Genomic DNA, 18,381 nt, shown 5'->3' with positions numbered 1-18,381 from the left:
CTCCGGACACCTGGTCGTCGACTGTTCTTCCGCGGAGGGTCCCCGGGCAATGTGCCCGGGGACCCTCCGCGTGTGTGACCCTTGCCCTCATGCCTGTCGTAGGTGATCTGCGCGTACTCCTGCGCCTGAGGGACTTCCGCAACCTGCTCGCCGTGCGGCTGCTCTCCCAGGCGGCCGACGGCATCTACCAGGTGGCACTCGCCACCTACGTGGTGTTCTCCCCGGAAAAGCAGACCTCGCCGGCGGCCGTCGCCTCGGCCATGGCGGTGCTGCTCCTGCCCTACTCGGTGATCGGCCCCTTCGCTGGGGTACTGCTCGACCGCTGGCGCCGCCGTCAGGTCTTCCTCTACGGCAACCTGCTGCGGGCCCTCCTCGCCTGCGGCACCGGCGTGTTGATCGTCTCGCAGGTCCCCGACTGGCTCTTCTACGCCTCGGCCCTATCGGTGACCGCCGTCAACCGCTTCGTCCTCGCCGGGCTCGCCGCATCACTGCCCCACGTCGTCGCACCCGCCCAGCTGGTCACCGCGAACTCCCTGTCCCCCACGGCCGGAACCCTCGCCGCGACCGCAGGCGGAGGCCTGGCGTTCCTCCTGCGCCTGCTGGCCGCCGACTCCAACGCCCTCGTCGTCCTGCTCGGCGCCGGCTTCTACCTCTGCGCGGGCCTCGTCTCCCTACGCCTGGCCGTGGACCTCCTCGGACCCGACCACCGCCCAGGCGGGCTGCACCCCTCAGTCGCCGAAGGCGTCGCACTCACCGTCCGGGGCATGGCAGAGGGACTGCGTCACCTGGCCCGGCGGCGCGAGGCCGCACAGGCGCTCATCGCAATGACCTCGATGCGGTTCTGCTACGGGGCCCTGTTCGTCACGCTGCTGATGCTCTGCCGCTACTCCTGGTCCGACGATGAGTCCACCGGTCTCGCCCTGCTGGGCATCGCCGTCGGCGTCTCCGGCGCCGGATTCTTCGCCGCCGCCGTCGTCACCCCTTGGCTGGTGGGACGGCTGGGCACCCGCGGCTGGATGACGGCCTGCGCGGCCGGAGCCGCGATCCTGGTTCCCGCGCTCGGCCTCTCCTTCACGCCCGGGCCGATGCTCGTCGCGGCCTTCGCCCTCGGTCTCGCCACGCAGGGCGCCAAGATCTGCACCGACACGGTCATCCAGTCCCGCGTGGACGACGACTTCCGCGGCCGCGTCTTCTCCGTCTACGACGTGCTGTTCAACATCGCGTTCGTGGCCGCGGCCGGCGTGGCCGCCCTCATGCTCCCTCCCGACGGGCAGTCCGTAGCGCTGATCGTCAGCGTGTCCGCCCTCTACGCCCTGACCGCCGCCTACCTGAAGTGGCGAGGCGATGTTTCACGTGAAACATCGCCTCGCGCGGAGTCGTGAGAGGGCCGGTCGGATCGACGTTTCACGTGAAACATCGATCCGACCGGCTGCGCATCAAGCCTGCTCGGCCCACCATTCCTTGAGGGCGGTGACCGCGGTGTCGCGCTCCATGGGGCCGTTCTCCAACCGCAGATCCAGCAGGAACGCGTAGGCCTTGCCGATCACCGGGCCGGGGCCGACGCCCAGCACCTGCATGATCTCGTTGCCGTCCAGGTCGGGCCGGATGGCGTTGAGCTCCTCCTGCTCCTGAAGCTGCGCGATGCGCTCCTCCAGACCGTCGTACGTACGCGAGAGCGCATTGGCCTTGCGCTTGTTGCGCGTGGTGCAGTCGGACCGGGTCAGCTTGTGCAAGCGTTCCAGCAGCGGGCCGGCGTCCCGGACGTAGCGCCGCACGGCGGAGTCGGTCCACTCGCCGTCCCCGTAGCCGTGGAAGCGCAGGTGCAGCTCCACCAGCCGGGATACGTCCCTGACCATGTCGTTGGAGTACTTCAGCGCGGTCATGCGCTTCTTGGTCATCTTCGCGCCCACCACCTCGTGGTGGTGGAAGGAGACCCGGCCATCGCTCTCGAACCGGCGGGTGCGGGGCTTGCCGATGTCGTGGAGCAGAGCGGCCAGCCGCAGCACCAGGTCGGGACCGTCCTCCTCAAGGGCGATCGCCTGTTCCAGCACGATCAGCGAGTGGTCGTAGACGTCCTTGTGGCGGTGGTGCTCGTCACTCTCCAGCCTCAGGGCGGGCAGCTCGGGCAACACGTGATCGGCCAGGCCGGTGTCCACGAGCAGACCCAGGCCCTTGCGGGGGTGCGCGGACAGCAGGAGCTTGTTCAGCTCGGCCTGCACCCGCTCTGCCGAAACGATTTCGATCCGGCCGGACATGGCCTCCATCGCCGCCACGACCTCGGGGGCGACCTCGAAATCGAGCTGGGCGGCGAAGCGCGCCGCACGCAGCATCCGCAGCGGGTCGTCGGAGAAGGAGTCCTCCGGGGTGCCGGGGGTACGCAGGACGCCCGTCTGGAGGTCGTCCAGGCCACCGTGCGGGTCCACGAACTCGTTCTCCGGCAGTGCGACGGCCATCGCGTTCACGGTGAAGTCGCGGCGGACCAGATCGTCCTCGATCGAATCGCCGTAGGAAACCTCCGGCTTGCGCGAGGTTCGGTCGTAGGCCTCAGAGCGGTATGTGGTGACTTCGATCTGGAAGCCCGCCTTCTGGGCCCCGACGGTGCCGAAGGCGATGCCGACGTCCCAGACCGAGTCGGCCCACGGCCTGACGATCCTCAGCACGTCCTCGGGACGGGCATCGGTGGTGAAGTCGAGGTCGTTGCCGAGACGCCCGAGCAGCGCATCGCGTACGGACCCGCCGACCAGGGCGAGGCGGAAGCCCGCCTCCTGGAACCGGCGGCCGAGCTCGTCGGCGACAGGGGCGACGCGCAGCAGTTCACTGACCGCGCGGCGCTGCACCTGACTCAGGGCACTGGGGTTGTCTTCGTTGGCGTTCGGCACAACAGAAAAGGGTACGTGCCCCGCCCGGCGAGGGCTTCCGTGTTTGCGGCCACCCCGGCATGCGGAGCCCCCGGGGCGGCCCCGATCATGTGGAGCAAGGCGCGGCACTCGCGCACAGCGGGTCTCGTTACCATGCGTGGACGCAAAGACGACGACCACTGACACTTCGAGGGAACGGGCTAGCGCGTGGCCGAGGCGGCAGACATCCAGGGGGCACCCCCCGCACCTGCCCGACGCCGCTGGCTGCGGCGCGCAGTAGTCCTGCTCGCCGGGACACCCGTGCTCGCCGCGCTGGTGTATTCGCCCGCCCCTCAGACCGCCCAGGCCGCCGAGGCCGGCGCCGTCGACGTACAGCTGACCGACATGGCTCCCACGGCCCCGGTCAAGGGCGACACCCTGACCATCTCCGGCACCGTGATCAACAACGGTCGCGAGACGATCACCGCCGCCCACGTGGGCCTGCGGGTGGGGCCCACGCTGGGGGACCGCGCCTCCATCGACGAGGCGGCGGACCGTACGGGATTCCGGGCCGGCACGGATCCCGGTGAGATCGACCAGGCCTACGCCGTGAAGTTCGCCTCACTGCCTTCGAAGGTCAGGCAGCCATTCACCCTCACGATCCCGGTGACCAAGCTGGAGCTCGACAAGGACGGCGTCTACCAGCTCGGCGTCTCCCTGTCCGGAGAAACCGCGAGCCGCCCGTACGAGCAGGTCCTCGGCATCAAGCGGACCTTCCTGCCCTGGCAGCCGGAGGCCGCCGCCAAGCGCTCCCAGCTGACCTACGTGTGGCCACTGATCTCCACCACGCGCCTCACCGCGGAAACCGGCTCGGACGAACTACAGACCCCCGTCTTCATCGACGACTCCCTCGCCGAAGAGCTCAAGCCCGGCGGACGTCTGCAGCAGATGGTCGCCCTCGGCAAGGACCTGCCGGTGACCTGGGTCATCGATCCCGACCTGCTCTACACCGTCGACGCCATGACCAAGGGCTACCGGTTCCGCACCCCCGACGGCCGGATCATCCAGGGCAAGAACAAGGCCGTGGCCGAGCAGTGGCTGAGCTCCCTGGAAACCGCCGTCCAGGGCAAGAAGGTCGTCTCGCTGCCGTTCGCCGACCCCGACATCGCCTCCCTCGCCCATCAGGGCAAGGACGTCTCGGGGACCCTGGGCCAGCTGCGGCCCGCCACCGACAAGGCGAAGCAGGCCGTCGAGACCGTTCTGCACGTGACCCCGTCCACCGATTTCTCCTGGCCCGTGGACGGCGCCATCGACCCCGCGATCGTCAATGTCGCCACCTCGGCGGGCGCCCACAACGTCCTCACCCGCAGTGACAGCCTCCAGGAGACCGGCGCCCTCGGCTACACCCCCTCGGCGGCCCGCCCCATCGGCGCGGGCACCACCGCCGTGGTCGCGGACGCGGAGCTCTCCACCGCCTTCGAGGGCGACATGCTGAGCGCCGGGAACGCCACGCTGGCCGTCCAGCAGTTCCTCGCCCACACCCTCGCGCTCAACCTGCAGAAGACCGACAGCCAGCGCAGCTTCGTCGTCACCCCGCAGCGGATGCCGTCCACCAGCCAGGCACACACGATGGCCGCCGCCGTACGGGGCCTGCAGGCGGGCCGCTGGACCCAGCCCGCCGATCTCGACGCCGCGGCCGCCACCAAGCCCGACCCGGGCGTGAACACCCAGGTGCCCGGTGCCGGCCAGTACCCCGAGGCCCTACGCAAGACGGAACTGCCGGTTTCCGCCTTCGAGAAGATCCGCACCACGCAGAACACCCTCGACCATTTCAAGGTGATCCTCACCGCGCCCGACCGCGTGGAGATCCCTTTCGGTAACACCATCAACCGCGAGATGTCCACCTCCTGGCGCGGCCGCCCCGAGGAGGCCCGGCTCTATCGGGACCAGGTGCAGGAGTACCTGATCAGGCTCACCGAGAAGGTCAAGGTCGTCCCCAAGTCCGACGCAACACTGTCCGGACACAGCGCGACCATCCCCGTCAGTGTCCAGAACAGCCTCGTCCAGGACGTCCACAACCTCGTCCTGCGGGTGAAGTCCGCCAACCCGACCCGTCTGATGTTCCGCGACAGCGGGCAGGGGGAACAGGAAGTGACCGTCCAGGGCGGACACAGCCAGACGGTCAAGTTCACCGCCAACGCCACCGCGAGCGGCCCCGTCGAAGTGACCGCGCAGCTCTTCACCAAGGACGGCGTGCCCTACGGCAAGGAACGCAAGTTCACCGTCGAGGCCACCGAGATCACCCCCACCGTCATGCTCGTCATTGCCGGCGGTGTGCTCCTCCTGGTCCTGGCAGGCATCAAGATGTACGCCAGCCGCAAACGCGTCGCAGCCCGTGCAGCCGCCGAGGAGACCACGCAGCCGAGTGACGAGACTCCGGACACCGGACCGCAAAGCACCGGGGCGTCCGGCGCGGGTGAGACAGTGGACCGTTGAGCGATGCCGTGGCCGATCGGCCTGGGGACGATGAGGTGGGGTTTCGATGAACGCGCCGTACAACGGTGACCGCGCGCAGGGCACTGGTGGGCCCACGCCCTCCCAGGGCACTGCCCCGGGCGCACCGGTGCCCGGGCAGGTTCCCGTGCCTGCGCCCGCGCCGGACCGCGACCCGTACGTCCAGGACGCCTACGAGCACGACCCGTACCGGTCGCAGGACCTGTCGGCCCAGGACCCCGTGGTCGAGGTCCTCTACGACCGGGCCGCACACCCTCCACCGCCGCCGGGTACCTACCTGGAGCCCGGCCCGCTGTACGCGGCGCCCCAGGCCCCCGCACACGCCCCCGACCCGCACGTCTGGGCCCAGACCCCGCCGCCGGAGCCGGACGGCCCGTCGCGGCACCTGCGCTACGGCGACCGCGCCACCACCACGGAGTTCGTCGGTGTGGACTCCTTGGTCACCAAGGCGGGGGACGAGCAGCCCGAGCCCGACGCCTTCGCGCACCTCTACCGCGACCAGCAGGCGACCCCCGGCAGACCTGCCGAGGACGCCCCCGTCGCCGTCCCGGCGCCCAGCAAGCCAGCCGGCCGGGCCTCCAGCCTCCTCAAGTCCAGCGCCCTCATGGCTGCCGGCACGATCGTTTCCCGCATCACCGGCTTCCTGCGGACGCTCGTCATCGCCGGTGCCATCGGCGTGGGCACGTTCAACGACACGTACCAGATCGCCAACACCCTGCCGACGATGATCTACGTGCTGGTCGGCGGCGGCGCCCTCAACGCCGTCTTCATCCCGCAACTGGTGCGGGCCATGAAGAACGACGACGACGGCGGCGAGGCCTACGCCAACCGGCTCCTGACCCTGGTCGTCGTCCTGCTGGCCGCCATCACCACCATCTGCGTCCTGGCCGCGCCGGTGTTCATCACGATGATGTCGCCGAAGATCGCCTCCGACCCCCACCAGATGGACGTCGCGGTCGCCTTCGCCCGCTACTGCCTGCCCACCATGTTCTTCATGGGCGTCCACGTGGTCCTCGGTCAGATCCTCAACGCACGTGGCCGCTTCGGCGCGATGATGTGGACCCCGGTCCTCAACAACATCGTCGTCATCGCCACCTTCGGCGCCTTCATCTGGGCCTTCGGCGGTTTCACCACCTCCGGTGTCAGCGCGACCACCGTCACGGCCGACGGGGTCCGTCTGCTCGGCCTCGGTACCCTCCTGGGTCTCACCGTCCAGGCCCTCGCGATGCTCCCCTACCTGCGCGACGCCGGCTTCAGGCCGCGCCTGCGCTTCGACTGGAAGGGCCACGGCCTCGGCAAGGCCGCCCGTCTGGCGAAGTGGACGTTCTTCTTCGTCCTCGCGAACCAGGTCGGCCTCGTCGTCGTGACCCAGCTCGCCACGTGGGCCGGATCCGTCGCCGAGAAGCAGGGCCACCCCGGCACCGGCATCACCGCCTACAACTACGCCCTGCTGCTGTGGCAGATGCCGCAGGCCATCATCACCGTCTCCGTCATGACGGCCGTCCTGCCGCGCATTTCCCGCTCCGCCCATGACGGGGACGCCGCCGCCGTCCGCGACGACATCTCCTACGGACTGCGCACCTCGGCCGTTGCGATCGTGCCCTGCGCCTTCGCGTTCCTCGCCCTCGGCGTCCCCATGGCCACGCTGCTGTACGCCGGTTCCGGCGCCGGCGCCCAGAACATCGGCTACGTCCTGATGGCCTTCGGCCTCGGACTCATCCCGTACTCCGTGCAGTACGTCGTCCTGCGCGGTTTCTACGCGTACGAGGACACCCGGACGCCCTTCTACAACACGGTCATCGTCGCCGCCGTCAACGCAGCGGTCTCCACTGCCGCGTTCTTCGTGCTGCCCGCCCGCTGGGCCGTCGTCGGCATGGCCGCCGCCTACGGTCTCGGCTACACCGTCGGCGTGGGCGTCGCCTGGCGGCGCCTGCGCAACCGGCTGGGCGGCGACCTCGACGGCGCCCACGTCATGCGCACTTACGCCCGCCTCACCGGCGCCTGCGTTCCCGCAGCAGCCGCGGCAGGCGCCGCGGCCTACGCGGTCACGCAGTGGCTCGGCAACGGAGTCACCGGCTCCCTCGCCGCCTTGTGCGCCGGCGGCATCGCCCTGGCCGCCGTGTTCCTCGTGGCGGCCAAGCGGATGCGCATCGAAGAACTGAACGCCATGGTCGGAATGGTCCGCGGCCGCATGGGACGCTGATGCGCACAACCGTCGGACCCCTTCGCGTGTCGTGCATAGCGCCGGACTGTGGGCACAATTGGCATGGCTTCGCGGACTGGCCGACAGCGCGTAACGGATGGGGAGGCAGGAACGACGGTGGCGGAACGTAGCACGGCTGCCGTCGACGTGGCCCACAACGGCGGCAACAAGCCGCCGGTCGCAGATGCGGCACAGGCCACGGCCGACGGGGTGGACACCCAGAACGGACGAGCCGCGGACGGACCCATGCCAGAAAAGGACGGCGAACGCAGGAAAGCGGCCCCTGCTGCCGCGCCCGAACTGCACAGCGGCCACAAGCTCGCCAGGCGTTACCGCCTCGAAGAGTGCGTCACCCGTCTGGACGGATTCAGCAGCTGGCGTGCCATGGACGAGAAACTGCGCCGGGCCGTGGGCGTCCACCTGCTGCCCGCGGACCACCCGCGGGCCCGCTCCGTCCTGGCCGCCGCCCGCTCCTCCGCACTGCTCGGCGACCCCCGGTTCGTCCACGTCCTCGACGCCGTTGAGGAGAACGACCTCGTCTACGTCGTGCACGAGTGGCTGCCCGACGCCACCGAGCTGACCGCACTCCTCGCCGCAGGCCCCCTGGAGCCCCACGAGGCCTACCAGCTCGTCAGCCAGGTCTCCCAGGCCATGGCCGCAGCACACCGCGAAGGCCTGGCACACCTGCGCCTGACGCCCAGCGCCATACTGCGTACCTCCACGGGCCAGTACCGCATCCGCGGGCTCGCCGTGAACGCCGCCCTGCGCGGCATCACCAGCGACACTCCGCAGCGTGCGGACACCGAGGCCATCGGGGCCCTCCTGTACGCCTCCCTGACCCAGCGCTGGCCCTACGAGAACGACGCCTACGGCCTCACCGGCCTGCCCAAGGGCGTCGGCCTGATCGCCCCCGACCAGGTCCGCGCCGGCGTCCACCGGGGCCTTGGCGAGCTCGCCATGCGTGCCCTCGCCAACGACGGAGCCACCGCGTCCCGTCAGGAGCCCCCCTGCACCACTCCGGAGGAACTGGCCAAGGCCGTCGCCGCGATGCCCCGCATCCGGCCGCCGGAACCGGCGTTCACCGCGCCTCCCGAGTACCAGCACACCACCTACCAGCAGGGCAGCTACGGCCGGCCGCCGACGCACCCCGGGGCGCCGGTCAACCACGCCCTTCCCGTCCCGCCGCCGCCCCCGCTGCAGAGCCGCACCGGGCGCGTCCTGAAGTGGGGCGTGGCCGCCCTGCTCATCGCCGCGCTGGGCCTGGGCAGCTGGCAGCTCGCGGACACGCTCCTGGACCGCGTCAAGGGCGACGCCGGCAGCAGCAACAGCGGCTCCAGCCAGTCCCCCAAGCCCGACAACGCCCCCAAGGAGGTCAAGCCGGGCAAGCCGCTGCGCATCAGTAACGCGACCGTCTTCGGTAAGGATCCGATCAAGCCGGAGGACGCGGGCAAGGCCGCCGACGGCAACGCAAACACCGCCTGGGTCACCAAGATGTTCCTGAACTTCCCCAACTTCGGCAACTATGACTCCTACGACGACGGCAGCGGCATCGTGGTGGACCTCGGCAGCGTCCAGGAGCTGGCCGGCCTCGAAGTCGACATGTACGCGGCGGGGCAGAAGGTAGAGGTGCGGGCCGCCTCCCCAGAGGCCAACTCGCCGCGCTCCATCTCCGACTTCCCCCACGAGATCGTCAAGCTGAACACCGTGGGGAAGAACCTGAAGACCACCCTGGAAACCCCGGTGAAGACCCGCTACCTGGTGGTCCACATCACCTCGCTGCCCTCCGACGGAGGCGACAGCTACCGCGGTGGCATCAGCGAGATCAAGGTGCTCGGCACGGCCGAATAGAACGGACCGCAACACATACGAGGGCCTGTTGCGCCAGGCGCGCAGCGGGCCCTCGTATTCGTCCTGCCCGACCCGTACGCTCCCTTGCGGAGGGGAGGTGTGATGCACGACGCAACGACAGGCGGGGACAGCGACCGGGAGCTGCTCGCCCGGCATACCGCCGGGGACCCGGAGGCCTTCGGGGAGCTCGTACGTCGTCACCGCGATCGACTGTGGGCCGTGGCCCTGCGGACTCTCGGCGACCGAGAGGAAGCGGCCGACGCCGTGCAGGACGCCCTCGTCTCCGCCTACCGGGGCGCGCACACCTTCCGCGGTGAGTCGGCCGTCACGACCTGGCTGCACCGCATCACGGTCAACGCCTGCCTCGACCGGGCCCGCAAGGCCGCATCCCGCAGGACGTCGCCATTGGACGACACGGACCGTCTGGAGCGCCTCCTGGAGCCCCACGAGTCCGCCGAGGCCCCTGCGGAGCGCCAGGACCTCCACCGGCAGCTCCTAGCCGCCCTCGACACCCTCCCGGCCGAGCAGCGGGCCGCCCTCGTCCTCGTCGACATGCAGGGATACCCCGTCGCCGAAGCCGCCCGCATCCTCGACGTCCCCGCCGGTACCGTGAAGAGCCGGTGCGCGCGCGGCCGGGCAAAACTGGTCCCGCTGCTCACCCATCTGCGCTCGAATGCCGGGGATAACACCACCACGGAGCGGGGAAGGAACCGGACGCCGGGGGCGCCCGTCCCACCAACGGCAGACCGCAGTCAGCCAGCCCCAGACGCAGACATCGTGAAGGGTGGAGGTGGACGAACGTGACTCCCACAACCGGCACGATCCGGCACCCTGACGTCTCGGAGATCTCCGACCTGACCGAGGGGCTCCTTTCCCCGGTCCGGACCGCCGAAGTACGCCGCCACCTGGGCGACTGCGAACTGTGCGCCGACGTGCACGCTTCCCTGGAAGAGATCCGCTCCCTCCTCGGTACCCTGCCGGGACCGCCCCGGATGCCCGTCGACATCGCCGGACGCATCGACGCGGCTCTCGCCGCCGAGGCGCTCCTCGACTCCACCACGCCCAAAGACGGATCCGCCGCGGCCCCCGGAGCCGGCGCCGAACGCGATGTTTCACGTGAAACATCGCCCGCTGCCCCCGTCGGTCCGGGCAGCCGGCGGCCGGCCGGTCACCCGGCCGGCTCGAACGGCCCCGGCCGGCGTCGCGTCCGCCGCCGGATCGCCGTCCTCGCCGGCCTGGCCGGAGCCGCCGCCTGTGCCCTCGCCCTCTTCTTCGCGGGAAACCCCCTCGACTCCGGCTCGCCTGACACCGCCGCCCGCAAGTCCGGCGTCAGCGCGGCAGCCGAGGCCCCTGCCGTCGGCACCTACACCGCCCAAGGCCTCCAGGACAGTGTTCGCCGGATCCTCGTACCCACGGAGGGTGCCAAGTCCGCCCCGGGGGAGGGGCAGCGGAACAACACATACGGGTTGGAGAACACCGCTCCCTCCCCCGGGCTGGTCCCCGGCGACCGTATGGGAGCTCCTTCCGTCCCGCCCTGCGTCCAGGTCGCCACCGGTCGCTCCGAGGCCCCGCTCGCCGCGGAACGCGGGCAGTACGAGGGCACCGAGGTCTATCTCGTCGTCCTGCCGCACCCCGGTGACCCCGCCCGGGTGGATGCCTACCTCGTCGGTGCGGGTTGTGCGGACACTCCCTCGACCGGCCCCGGAAAGCCGCTGCTGAACCGGACTTACCCGCGGAGCTGACACCTTGACGTCCGCACAAACACGGGCCGGGAATGCATGCGCCGTAGGATCCGTTGGGTGGGGTGAGACTCCACACCGGCCCCCGGGCAAGCAGCAAGCAGTCCACAGAGACGAGGAAAAAACCCGTGAGCGACGTACGAAACGTGATCATCATCGGTTCCGGGCCGGCTGGTTACACCGCCGCCCTGTACACCGCACGCGCTTCGCTCAAGCCGCTGGTCTTCGAAGGCGCCGTCACCGCAGGTGGCGCGCTGATGAACACCACTGAGGTCGAGAACTTCCCCGGCTTCCAGGACGGCATCATGGGCCCGGACCTCATGGACAACATGCGCGGCCAGGCCGAGCGCTTCGGCGCCGAACTCGTGCCCGACGACATCATCTCCGTGGACCTCACCGGTGAGATCAAGACCGTCACCGACACCGCCGGCACCGTGCACCGCGCCAAGGCCGTGATCGTCACCACCGGCTCCCAGCACCGCAAGCTCGGCCTGCCCAACGAGGACGCGCTTTCCGGCCGCGGCGTCTCCTGGTGTGCAACCTGCGACGGATTCTTCTTCAAGGAGCAGGACATCGCCGTCGTCGGCGGCGGCGACACCGCGATCGAGGAAGCTACCTTCCTCTCCCGGTTCGCCAAGTCCGTCACCATCGTCCACCGCCGCGACACGCTGCGCGCCTCCAAGGCCATGCAGGACCGCGCCTTCGCCGACCCGAAGATCAAGTTCGCCTGGGACAGCGAGGTCGCCGAGATCCACGGCGAGCAGAAGCTCTCCGGCCTCACCCTGCGCAACACCAAGACCGGTGAGACCTCCGAGCTCCCCGTGACCGGCCTGTTCATTGCCGTCGGCCACGACCCTCGCACCGAACTGTTCAAGGACCAGCTGGAGCTCGACGAGGAGGGCTACCTCAAGGTGGACGCTCCCTCGACGCGCACCAACCTCACCGGCGTGTTCGGCGCCGGCGACGTCGTGGACCACACCTACCGTCAGGCCATCACCGCCGCGGGCACCGGCTGCTCCGCGGCCCTCGACGCCGAGCGCTTCCTCGCCGCCCTCGCGGACGCCGAGAAGGCCCACGCGACGGTCTGACCCCCCACACCCACCCCACACCCCACACCCCGCAGGAAGAAATAGGAGGCCGCTGTGGCCGGCACCCTCAAGAACGTGACCGACGCCGACTTCGACGCCGAGGTCCTGAAGAGCGACAAGCCCGTCCTGGTGGACTTCTGGGCGGCCTGGTGCGGCCCCTGCCGCCAGATCGCTCCCTCGCTCGAAGCCATCGCGGCCGAGTACGGCGACCAGATCGAGATCGTCAAGCTCAACATCGACGAGAACCCGGCGACGGCCGCCAAGTACGGCGTCATGTCCATCCCGACGCTGAACGTCTACCAGGGTGGCGAGGTCGCCAAGACCATCGTCGGTGCCAAGCCGAAGGCCGCCATCCTGCGCGATCTCGACGGCTTCATCGAGGTCAAGACCGCCTGATCGCGTCGAGGTTTCACGTGAAACGGGGCCGCTCCCACGGGGCGGCCCCGTTTCCGCGTCACAGCGGACGCAGCGCGGGCTCCTTCCGTGCCGCACCCAGCAGCCGGTCCAACGCGAGCTCCACGTCTTCCTTCCACGAGAGCGTCGAGCGCAACTCCAACCGCAGCCGCGGATGCAGCGGATGCGGCCGGACCGTCTTGAAGCCCACGGCCAACAGATGGTCAGCCGGCAGCAGGCACGCCGGGCCGTCCCAGCGCGCATCCCCGAATGCCTCGATCGCCCGGAACCCCCGCCGCAGCAGGTCCTTGGCCACCGTCTGGACCATCACCCGCCCCAGACCCTGTCCCTGATACCCCGGCATGATCCACGCGGTGATCAGCTGTACGGCATCCGGTGACACCGGACTCGTCGGGAAGGCCGTGGCCCGAGGCACGTACGCCGGCGGCGCATACAGCACGAATCCCACCGGGACCTCGTCCACGTAGACCACACGGCCGCACGAACCCCATTCCAGCAGGACGGCGGAGATCCACGCCTCCTTCTCCAGCGCCGGAGTCCCCGCCTTCACGGCAGCCTCGCCGCTGACCGGATCCAACTCCCAGAAGACACAGGACCGGCAACGCGAAGGCAGGTCCTGGAGGTTGTCCAGCGTGAGTGGTACCAACCGACGCCCCATGACCGCATCGTATCCACAGCCCGAATCAGGCGAAACCGCAACAAGGCAAAGGGGCGGGGCGCGCCGGCACCGGCACGACCCGCCCCTCGGCGGCGGGGGGCTCACTCCCCGGACAAACCCTGCTCCAACACCCGGCCCTCGCCCGGCGCCAGCGTTCCCAGAATCCGCTCCAGATCCTCCATCGAGGCGAACTCGACGGTGATCTTTCCCTTCTTCTGCCCCAGATCCACCTTCACCCGCGTCTCGAACCGGTCCGACAGGCGCGTCGCCAGCTCGCTGAGCGCCGGAGCCACCCGGGCGCCCGCTCGCGGACCCTTCGGCTTCACCACGCCCGAGGACTCCGAGCCCATCAGCGACACGATCTCCTCGACGGCACGGACCGACAGCCCCTCGGCCACGATCCGATGCGCCAACCGGTCCTGGACCTCGGACTCCTCCACCGAGAGCAGCGCCCGCGCGTGCCCCGCCGACAACACACCTGCGGCCACTCGACGCTGCACCGACGGCGACAGCTTCAGCAGGCGCAGCGTGTTCGACACCTGAGGGCGCGAACGCCCGATCCGGTCCGCCAGCTGATCGTGCGTGCAGTTGAAGTCTTGGAGCAGCTGGTCGTACGCAGCCGCTTCCTCCAAGGGATTCAGCTGCGCCCGGTGCAGGTTCTCCAGCAGTGCGTCCAGCAGCAGCTTCTCGTCATCCGTCGCCCGGATGATCGCCGGAATGTGCTCCAGCCCGGCCTCCCGGCACGCCCGCCAGCGACGCTCACCCATGATGAGCTCATAGCGGCCCGGAGTAGCCTGCCGGACCACCACCGGCTGGAGCAGACCCACCTCCTGGATGGAGGTCACCAGCTCTGCCAGCGCATCCTCATCGAAGACCTCACGGGGCTGCCGAGGGTTCGGGGTGATCGCATCCATCGGCAGCTCGGCAAAGGTCGCCCCGGCGACCACATTGGTCTCGGGCTCCACCGTTTCCGGCTGATCCGCCGGGGCAACCGCTGCAGAAGCGTCTCTTCCAACCACCGCTGAGGGCGCCCCCAGTGACCCATCGGCCTGGGCCAGTGCAGCCAGCTTCGCCGCCGCGATTCCGCGTTCCGAAGTCAACGCCGGCACCGCCGACGGAGATGTCGACCCCCCGCCGATCACCGGCGGTGTCCTCTCCTGCGGGGCGGCGGGGATCAGCGCGCCGAGCCCCCGCCCCAGACCCCTACGTCGCTCGCTCATTGGATCCCCTCCGCCACACTCTGCGTGCTGTTCATGCCCGCGCCCAGATGGGCGTGCTGGGCGTCGTACGAAATTCCGGCTCCCCGCAGCGCGATCTCGCGCGCCGCTTCCAGGTAGGAGAGGGAACCGCTGGAACCCGGATCGTAGGTGAGCACCGTCTGGCCGTAGCTCGGCGCCTCGGAAATACGCACCGAGCGCGGGATGCTCGTGCGCAGCACCTCCTTGCCGAAGTGGGTGCGCACCTCCTCCGCCACCTGGGAGGCCAGCCGGGTCCTGCCGTCGTACATGGTCAGCAGGATCGTCGACACGTGCAGCGTCGGGTTCAGATGGGCCCGCACCAGGTCGACATTGCGCAGCAGCTGACCCAGCCCCTCCAGTGCGTAGTACTCGCACTGGATCGGGATGAGTACTTCGGCGCCGGCCACCAGTGCGTTCACCGTGAGCAGCCCCAGCGAGGGCGGGCAGTCGATCAGGATGTAGTCGAGCGGCTGCTCGTACGCCTGGATGGCCCGCTGGAGGCGGCTTTCCCTCGCCACCAGGGACACCAGCTCGATCTCGGCGCCCGCCAGGTCGATCGTCGCCGGGGCACAGAAGAGCCCCTCCACGTCGACCACCGGCTGGACGACCTCCAGCAGCGGGCGGCTGTCCACGAGCACGTCGTAGATCGAGGGGACATCCGCGTGATGGTCGATACCGAGCGCCGTGGACGCGTTGCCCTGCGGGTCGAGATCGACCACCAGGACCCGAGCACCGTGTAGGGCCAGTGAGGCTGCCAGATTCACGGTCGTCGTGGTCTTGCCCACGCCGCCCTTCTGGTTGGCGACGACGATGACCCGCGTCTGAGCCGGTCGGGGCAACCCCTCACCGGCGCGCCCCAGCGCCTCCACCGCCAGCTGGGCGGCACGGCCGATGGGCGTGTCGTTGTCTACAAGGGGCGGGGGCGATGTTTCACGTGAAACATCCTCGCCCGTCGATTCAGAGCGGGGACCGGGGACCGGATCGGCCATCGGCCCCGCGAGGTTGGCGTCGGACCGCACGGTGTCACTCTCCTCGACATCAGGCTCGCGATGAACAGAGCCTGCCATGTCACTGGGGTTGCGAACCAGCGGGGCCCGTACTCCTGTGGATGAATCCACCGATGTGGACAACTCCATCCCCCCATCGCCCTTGCGGGGACGGGGGGACGCAGCCGCACGGCCGCGGCTGATGATTCCGTGCAGCAGAGAGCGACGTTTCACGTGAAACACGATGCCCGGACGGAGTCTGTGGGCCTCTACGACACTCCGAAATCCGTACCTATAGGGCCCAACCCGCCCGAAACATTCGCCCGAACATGCCCGGATCCGAAGATCAACGGCGGCGGCGCGTCCGCCCCACTCGGGCAGCCTTAGCCCGCTTGGCCGCGAACCTCACTCCACCGGGGCTTTCTCCGACCTCAACCCGCACCACCGTCGACATGGGATCCACCACACCCTCGCCCACGTGCAGCACCGAGGTCTTGACCACCCCGAGCTTCGCCAGCGCGACCTTCGCCGCCACCAGTTCCTCCTCGGCGGTGTCCCCCTTGAGCGCCAGCATCTCGCCGTAGGGACGCAGCAGGGGCACGCCCCAGCCGGCCAGTCGGTCCAACGGAGCCACCGCGCGCGCGGTCACCACATGCACCGGCTGCACCTTGCCCAGGACCTCCTCGGCCCGGCCGCGCACCACCGTGACGTGGTCCAGGCCCAGCAGCTCCACGACCTCCTGCAAGAAGGTCGTCCGCCGCAGCAGCGGCTCAAGCAGCGTGATCTTCAGATCCCGCCGCACCAGAGCCAGCGGAATTCCCGGCAGGCCCGCGCCCGAACCCACATCGCAGACGGTGACGCCCTCGGGCACCACCTCCGAGAGCACCGCACAGTTCAGCAGGTGCCGCTCCCACAGCCGTGGCACCTCACGCGGACCGATCAGGCCGCGCTTGACCCCCGCGTCCGCCAGCAGCTCCGCATACCGCACAGCTTCCGGGAAAAACTCGCCGAACACCGCGCGCGCCTCTTCAGGCGCCGGGGGAAGCTCCGCTGCCTCCGTCACGGGGACCGTCCTTCCGTACCGCATGGATCGTTGAAAACGCACTGCTCAAAAACTGGCACCGCTCGAAACAGCACTGCCAGGCTGACAAACATCGGCCCCGCCTGCGACACAGACGGGGCCGAACACTCAGGCTTGTGGTCAGGCCGGGAGTACGACGACGAAGCGCTGCGGCTCCTCGCCCTCCGACTCGCTCTTCAGACCGGCAGCCGCCACGGCGTCGTGGACGACCTTGCGCTCGAACGGCGTCATCGGCGCCAGCTTCAGCGGCTCACCGGACGCCTTGACGTCCGCCGCCGCCTGGGCGCCCAGTGCCGCCAGCTCCTCGCGCTTCTTCGCACGGAAACCGGCGATGTCCAGCATCAGCCGGCTGCGGTCCCCGGTCTCGCGGTGCACGGCGAGACGCGTCAGCTCCTGCAGAGCCTCCAGGACCTCACCGTCACGGCCCACGAGCTTCTGGAGGTCACGGCTGGCGGAGTCACTGACGATGGATACCGCGGCCCGGTCGGCCTCGACGTCCATGTCGATGTCCCCATCCAGGTCCGCGATGTCCAGCAGACCCTCAAGGTAGTCGGCCGCGATCTCACCCTCCTGCTCGAGGCGGGTCAGGGTGTCGCCACTCTCAGCGGCGGCGGTGGTGGTGCCTTCCGTCACGGGAGGGACTCCTTCTTACTTCTTGGAAGAGGGCTTGGGGGGCGTCTGACGCTGCGACTTGGTCTGCCGCTTCGGCTGCTGCCGCTTCGGCGCACCGCCGCCGGCCGCATCCGCGTCGGTCGTGGCATCGACGCTCTTGACCACAGAACCGTCGGCCTGCGCCGCCAGGCCCTGCTTCGTCAAAGCCACGATGAACTTGCGCTCGTTGTCGTTGCGGTCGGGCCCCTTGGCCACGATCGCGGCAACGATCTTCTTCTTGCCCCGGCCCTTGACGTCACCGTGCGTGCCGATGTGCTTCAGCAGGCGGGTCAGGTACTGGTCCTGTGCCTTGCTGCCCGGCGTCGGGTTCTGGTTGATCACGTACATCTGCTGACCCATGGTCCAGACGTTCGTGGTCAGCCAGTAGACGAGAACACCCACGGGGAAGTTGATGCCCATGAACGCGAAGATCAGCGGGAAGATGTACATCAGCATCTTCTGCTGCTGCATGAACGGCGTCTTGACCGAGAGGTCGACGTTCTTCTGCATCAGCTGACGCTGGGTGTAGAACTGCGACAGCGACATCAGGACGATCATGACCGCGGTCACGATCCGGACGTCGGTCAGAGAGGCGCCGAGCGAGGCGACCTTCTCCGCGCTGTCCGTGAACTTCGCAGCCAGCGGGGCGCCGAAGATGTGGGCCTGGCGGGCGCTCGCCAACAGCTGGTCGTCGATCACGCCGATGGTCTTGCCGTTGGCGATGGCCGACAGCACGCTGTAGAGCGCGAAGAAGAACGGGGACTGCGCCAGAATCGGAAGGCACGAGGAGAGCGGGTTGGTACCCGTCTCCTTGTACAGCTTCATCATCTCTTCGGACTGACGCTGCTTGTCGTTCTTGTAGCGCTCCTGAATCGCCTTCATCTTCGGCTGGAGCGCCTGCATGCCCCGCGTCGCCTTGATCTGCTTCACGAAGAGCGGGATCAGACAGATACGGATCAAGATCACCAGGGACACGATGGACAGGCCCCAGGCCCAGCCGCTGTCCGGGCCGAAGATCGCGCCGTACAGCGAGTGGAACTGGACGATGACCCACGAGACGGGCGTGGTGATAAAGCTGAACAGATTGGCAATCGTGTCCACTAATCAGGCTCCTTGAGCATTGC

The 18,381-nt window shown here is 69.2% G+C and carries 15 protein-coding genes; 8 read left to right on the top strand and 7 right to left on the bottom strand.

The features are described 5' to 3' along the window. Nucleotides 1-89: 89 nt before the first annotated feature. Entirely contained in the window at nucleotides 90-1,382 is a 1,293-nt protein-coding gene (locus ABZZ20_RS15740; protein ID WP_356869962.1) for an MFS transporter, read from the top strand. 54 nt (nucleotides 1,383-1,436) lie between these two features. On the opposite strand, the gene ABZZ20_RS15735 is transcribed toward ABZZ20_RS15740, so the two are convergent. Further along, the gene (locus ABZZ20_RS15735) at nucleotides 1,437-2,879 is read right to left on the bottom strand and encodes a CCA tRNA nucleotidyltransferase (RefSeq protein WP_356869961.1); all 1,443 of its coding nucleotides are present in this window, start codon (nucleotides 2,877-2,879) and stop codon (nucleotides 1,437-1,439) included. Nucleotides 2,880-3,065: 186 nt separating this feature from the next. Here ABZZ20_RS15735 and ABZZ20_RS15730 point away from each other — a divergent pair, with 186 nt between their 5' ends. The 7 genes from ABZZ20_RS15730 (at nucleotide 3,066) to trxA (ending at nucleotide 12,625) form a co-directional block, all read left to right on the top strand. Then, nucleotides 3,066-5,333 carry a DUF6049 family protein gene (locus ABZZ20_RS15730; protein ID WP_356869960.1) on the top strand — a complete coding sequence of 756 codons (2,268 nt, stop codon included), beginning with the start codon at nucleotides 3,066-3,068 and terminating at the stop codon, nucleotides 5,331-5,333. Between the two features lie 46 nt (nucleotides 5,334-5,379). Beyond that, on the top strand, nucleotides 5,380-7,554 hold the full coding sequence (gene murJ / locus ABZZ20_RS15725; RefSeq protein ID WP_356869959.1) for a murein biosynthesis integral membrane protein MurJ: 2,175 nt from the start codon (nucleotides 5,380-5,382) through the stop codon (nucleotides 7,552-7,554). A 117-nt stretch (nucleotides 7,555-7,671) separates the two neighbouring features. Next, nucleotides 7,672-9,402, top strand: coding sequence for a protein kinase family protein (locus tag ABZZ20_RS15720; protein ID WP_356869958.1), 1,731 nt, complete (start codon nucleotides 7,672-7,674; stop codon nucleotides 9,400-9,402). A 102-nt stretch (nucleotides 9,403-9,504) separates the two neighbouring features. Further along, complete coding sequence (gene sigM, locus ABZZ20_RS15715) at nucleotides 9,505-10,206, top strand: RNA polymerase sigma factor SigM (protein ID WP_356869957.1); 702 nt, start codon at nucleotides 9,505-9,507, stop codon at nucleotides 10,204-10,206. Next, nucleotides 10,203-11,144, top strand: coding sequence for a hypothetical protein (locus ABZZ20_RS15710; RefSeq protein WP_356869956.1), 942 nt, complete (start codon nucleotides 10,203-10,205; stop codon nucleotides 11,142-11,144). The genes sigM and ABZZ20_RS15710 overlap by 4 nt, the downstream gene beginning before the upstream one ends. A gap of 125 nt (nucleotides 11,145-11,269) precedes the next feature. Continuing rightward, a complete protein-coding gene (gene trxB, locus ABZZ20_RS15705; RefSeq protein WP_356869955.1) occupies nucleotides 11,270-12,229 on the top strand; it encodes a thioredoxin-disulfide reductase in 960 nt (319 codons plus the stop codon). Between the two features lie 54 nt (nucleotides 12,230-12,283). After that, nucleotides 12,284-12,625: a thioredoxin gene (gene trxA / locus ABZZ20_RS15700; RefSeq protein WP_356869954.1), complete on the top strand. Its 342-nt coding sequence runs from the start codon at nucleotides 12,284-12,286 to the stop codon at nucleotides 12,623-12,625. Nucleotides 12,626-12,683: 58 nt separating this feature from the next. On the opposite strand, the gene ABZZ20_RS15695 is transcribed toward trxA, so the two are convergent. The 6 genes from ABZZ20_RS15695 to yidC all read right to left on the bottom strand — a co-directional run bounded on the left by ABZZ20_RS15695 (nucleotide 12,684) and on the right by yidC (nucleotide 18,358). Further along, nucleotides 12,684-13,301, bottom strand: a complete 618-nt coding sequence (locus ABZZ20_RS15695) for a GNAT family N-acetyltransferase (RefSeq protein ID WP_356869953.1) — start codon at nucleotides 13,299-13,301, stop codon at nucleotides 12,684-12,686. A gap of 101 nt (nucleotides 13,302-13,402) precedes the next feature. Next, nucleotides 13,403-14,521 (bottom strand): ParB/RepB/Spo0J family partition protein, encoded by a 1,119-nt coding sequence (locus ABZZ20_RS15690; protein WP_356869952.1) that lies wholly within the window; start codon nucleotides 14,519-14,521, stop codon nucleotides 13,403-13,405. Continuing rightward, complete coding sequence (locus ABZZ20_RS15685) at nucleotides 14,518-15,606, bottom strand: ParA family protein (RefSeq protein WP_356869951.1); 1,089 nt, start codon at nucleotides 15,604-15,606, stop codon at nucleotides 14,518-14,520. The genes ABZZ20_RS15690 and ABZZ20_RS15685 overlap by 4 nt, the downstream gene beginning before the upstream one ends. 265 nt (nucleotides 15,607-15,871) lie before the next feature. Then, nucleotides 15,872-16,588, bottom strand: a complete 717-nt coding sequence (gene rsmG, locus ABZZ20_RS15680) for a 16S rRNA (guanine(527)-N(7))-methyltransferase RsmG (protein ID WP_356869950.1) — start codon at nucleotides 16,586-16,588, stop codon at nucleotides 15,872-15,874. A 138-nt stretch (nucleotides 16,589-16,726) separates the two neighbouring features. Further along, a complete protein-coding gene (locus tag ABZZ20_RS15675; protein ID WP_030153171.1) occupies nucleotides 16,727-17,239 on the bottom strand; it encodes a R3H domain-containing nucleic acid-binding protein in 513 nt (170 codons plus the stop codon). Nucleotides 17,240-17,254: 15 nt separating this feature from the next. Next, nucleotides 17,255-18,358: a membrane protein insertase YidC gene (gene yidC, locus ABZZ20_RS15670; RefSeq protein WP_356869949.1), complete on the bottom strand. Its 1,104-nt coding sequence runs from the start codon at nucleotides 18,356-18,358 to the stop codon at nucleotides 17,255-17,257. Nucleotides 18,359-18,381 lie beyond the last annotated feature (23 nt).

This window comes from Streptomyces sp. NPDC006430 (assembly GCF_040612395.1).
Classification (GTDB): domain Bacteria; phylum Actinomycetota; class Actinomycetes; order Streptomycetales; family Streptomycetaceae; genus Streptomyces.
This window is presented reverse-complemented; position numbering and strand designations above follow the sequence as displayed.

What these genes read in the sequence shown, in the direction of transcription:
- ABZZ20_RS15740 (WP_356869962.1), top strand. Translation starts at nt 90, where the DNA reads ATGCCTGTCGTAGGTGATCTGCGCGTACTCCTGCGCCTGAGGGACTTC.
- murJ (WP_356869959.1), top strand. Translation starts at nt 5,380, where the DNA reads ATGAACGCGCCGTACAACGGTGACCGCGCGCAGGGCACTGGTGGGCCC.
- sigM (WP_356869957.1), top strand. Translation starts at nt 9,505, where the DNA reads ATGCACGACGCAACGACAGGCGGGGACAGCGACCGGGAGCTGCTCGCC.
- ABZZ20_RS15695 (WP_356869953.1), bottom strand. Translation starts at nt 13,301, where the DNA reads ATGGGGCGTCGGTTGGTACCACTCACGCTGGACAACCTCCAGGACCTG.
- ABZZ20_RS15690 (WP_356869952.1), bottom strand. Translation starts at nt 14,521, where the DNA reads ATGAGCGAGCGACGTAGGGGTCTGGGGCGGGGGCTCGGCGCGCTGATC.
- ABZZ20_RS15685 (WP_356869951.1), bottom strand. Translation starts at nt 15,606, where the DNA reads ATGGCAGGCTCTGTTCATCGCGAGCCTGATGTCGAGGAGAGTGACACC.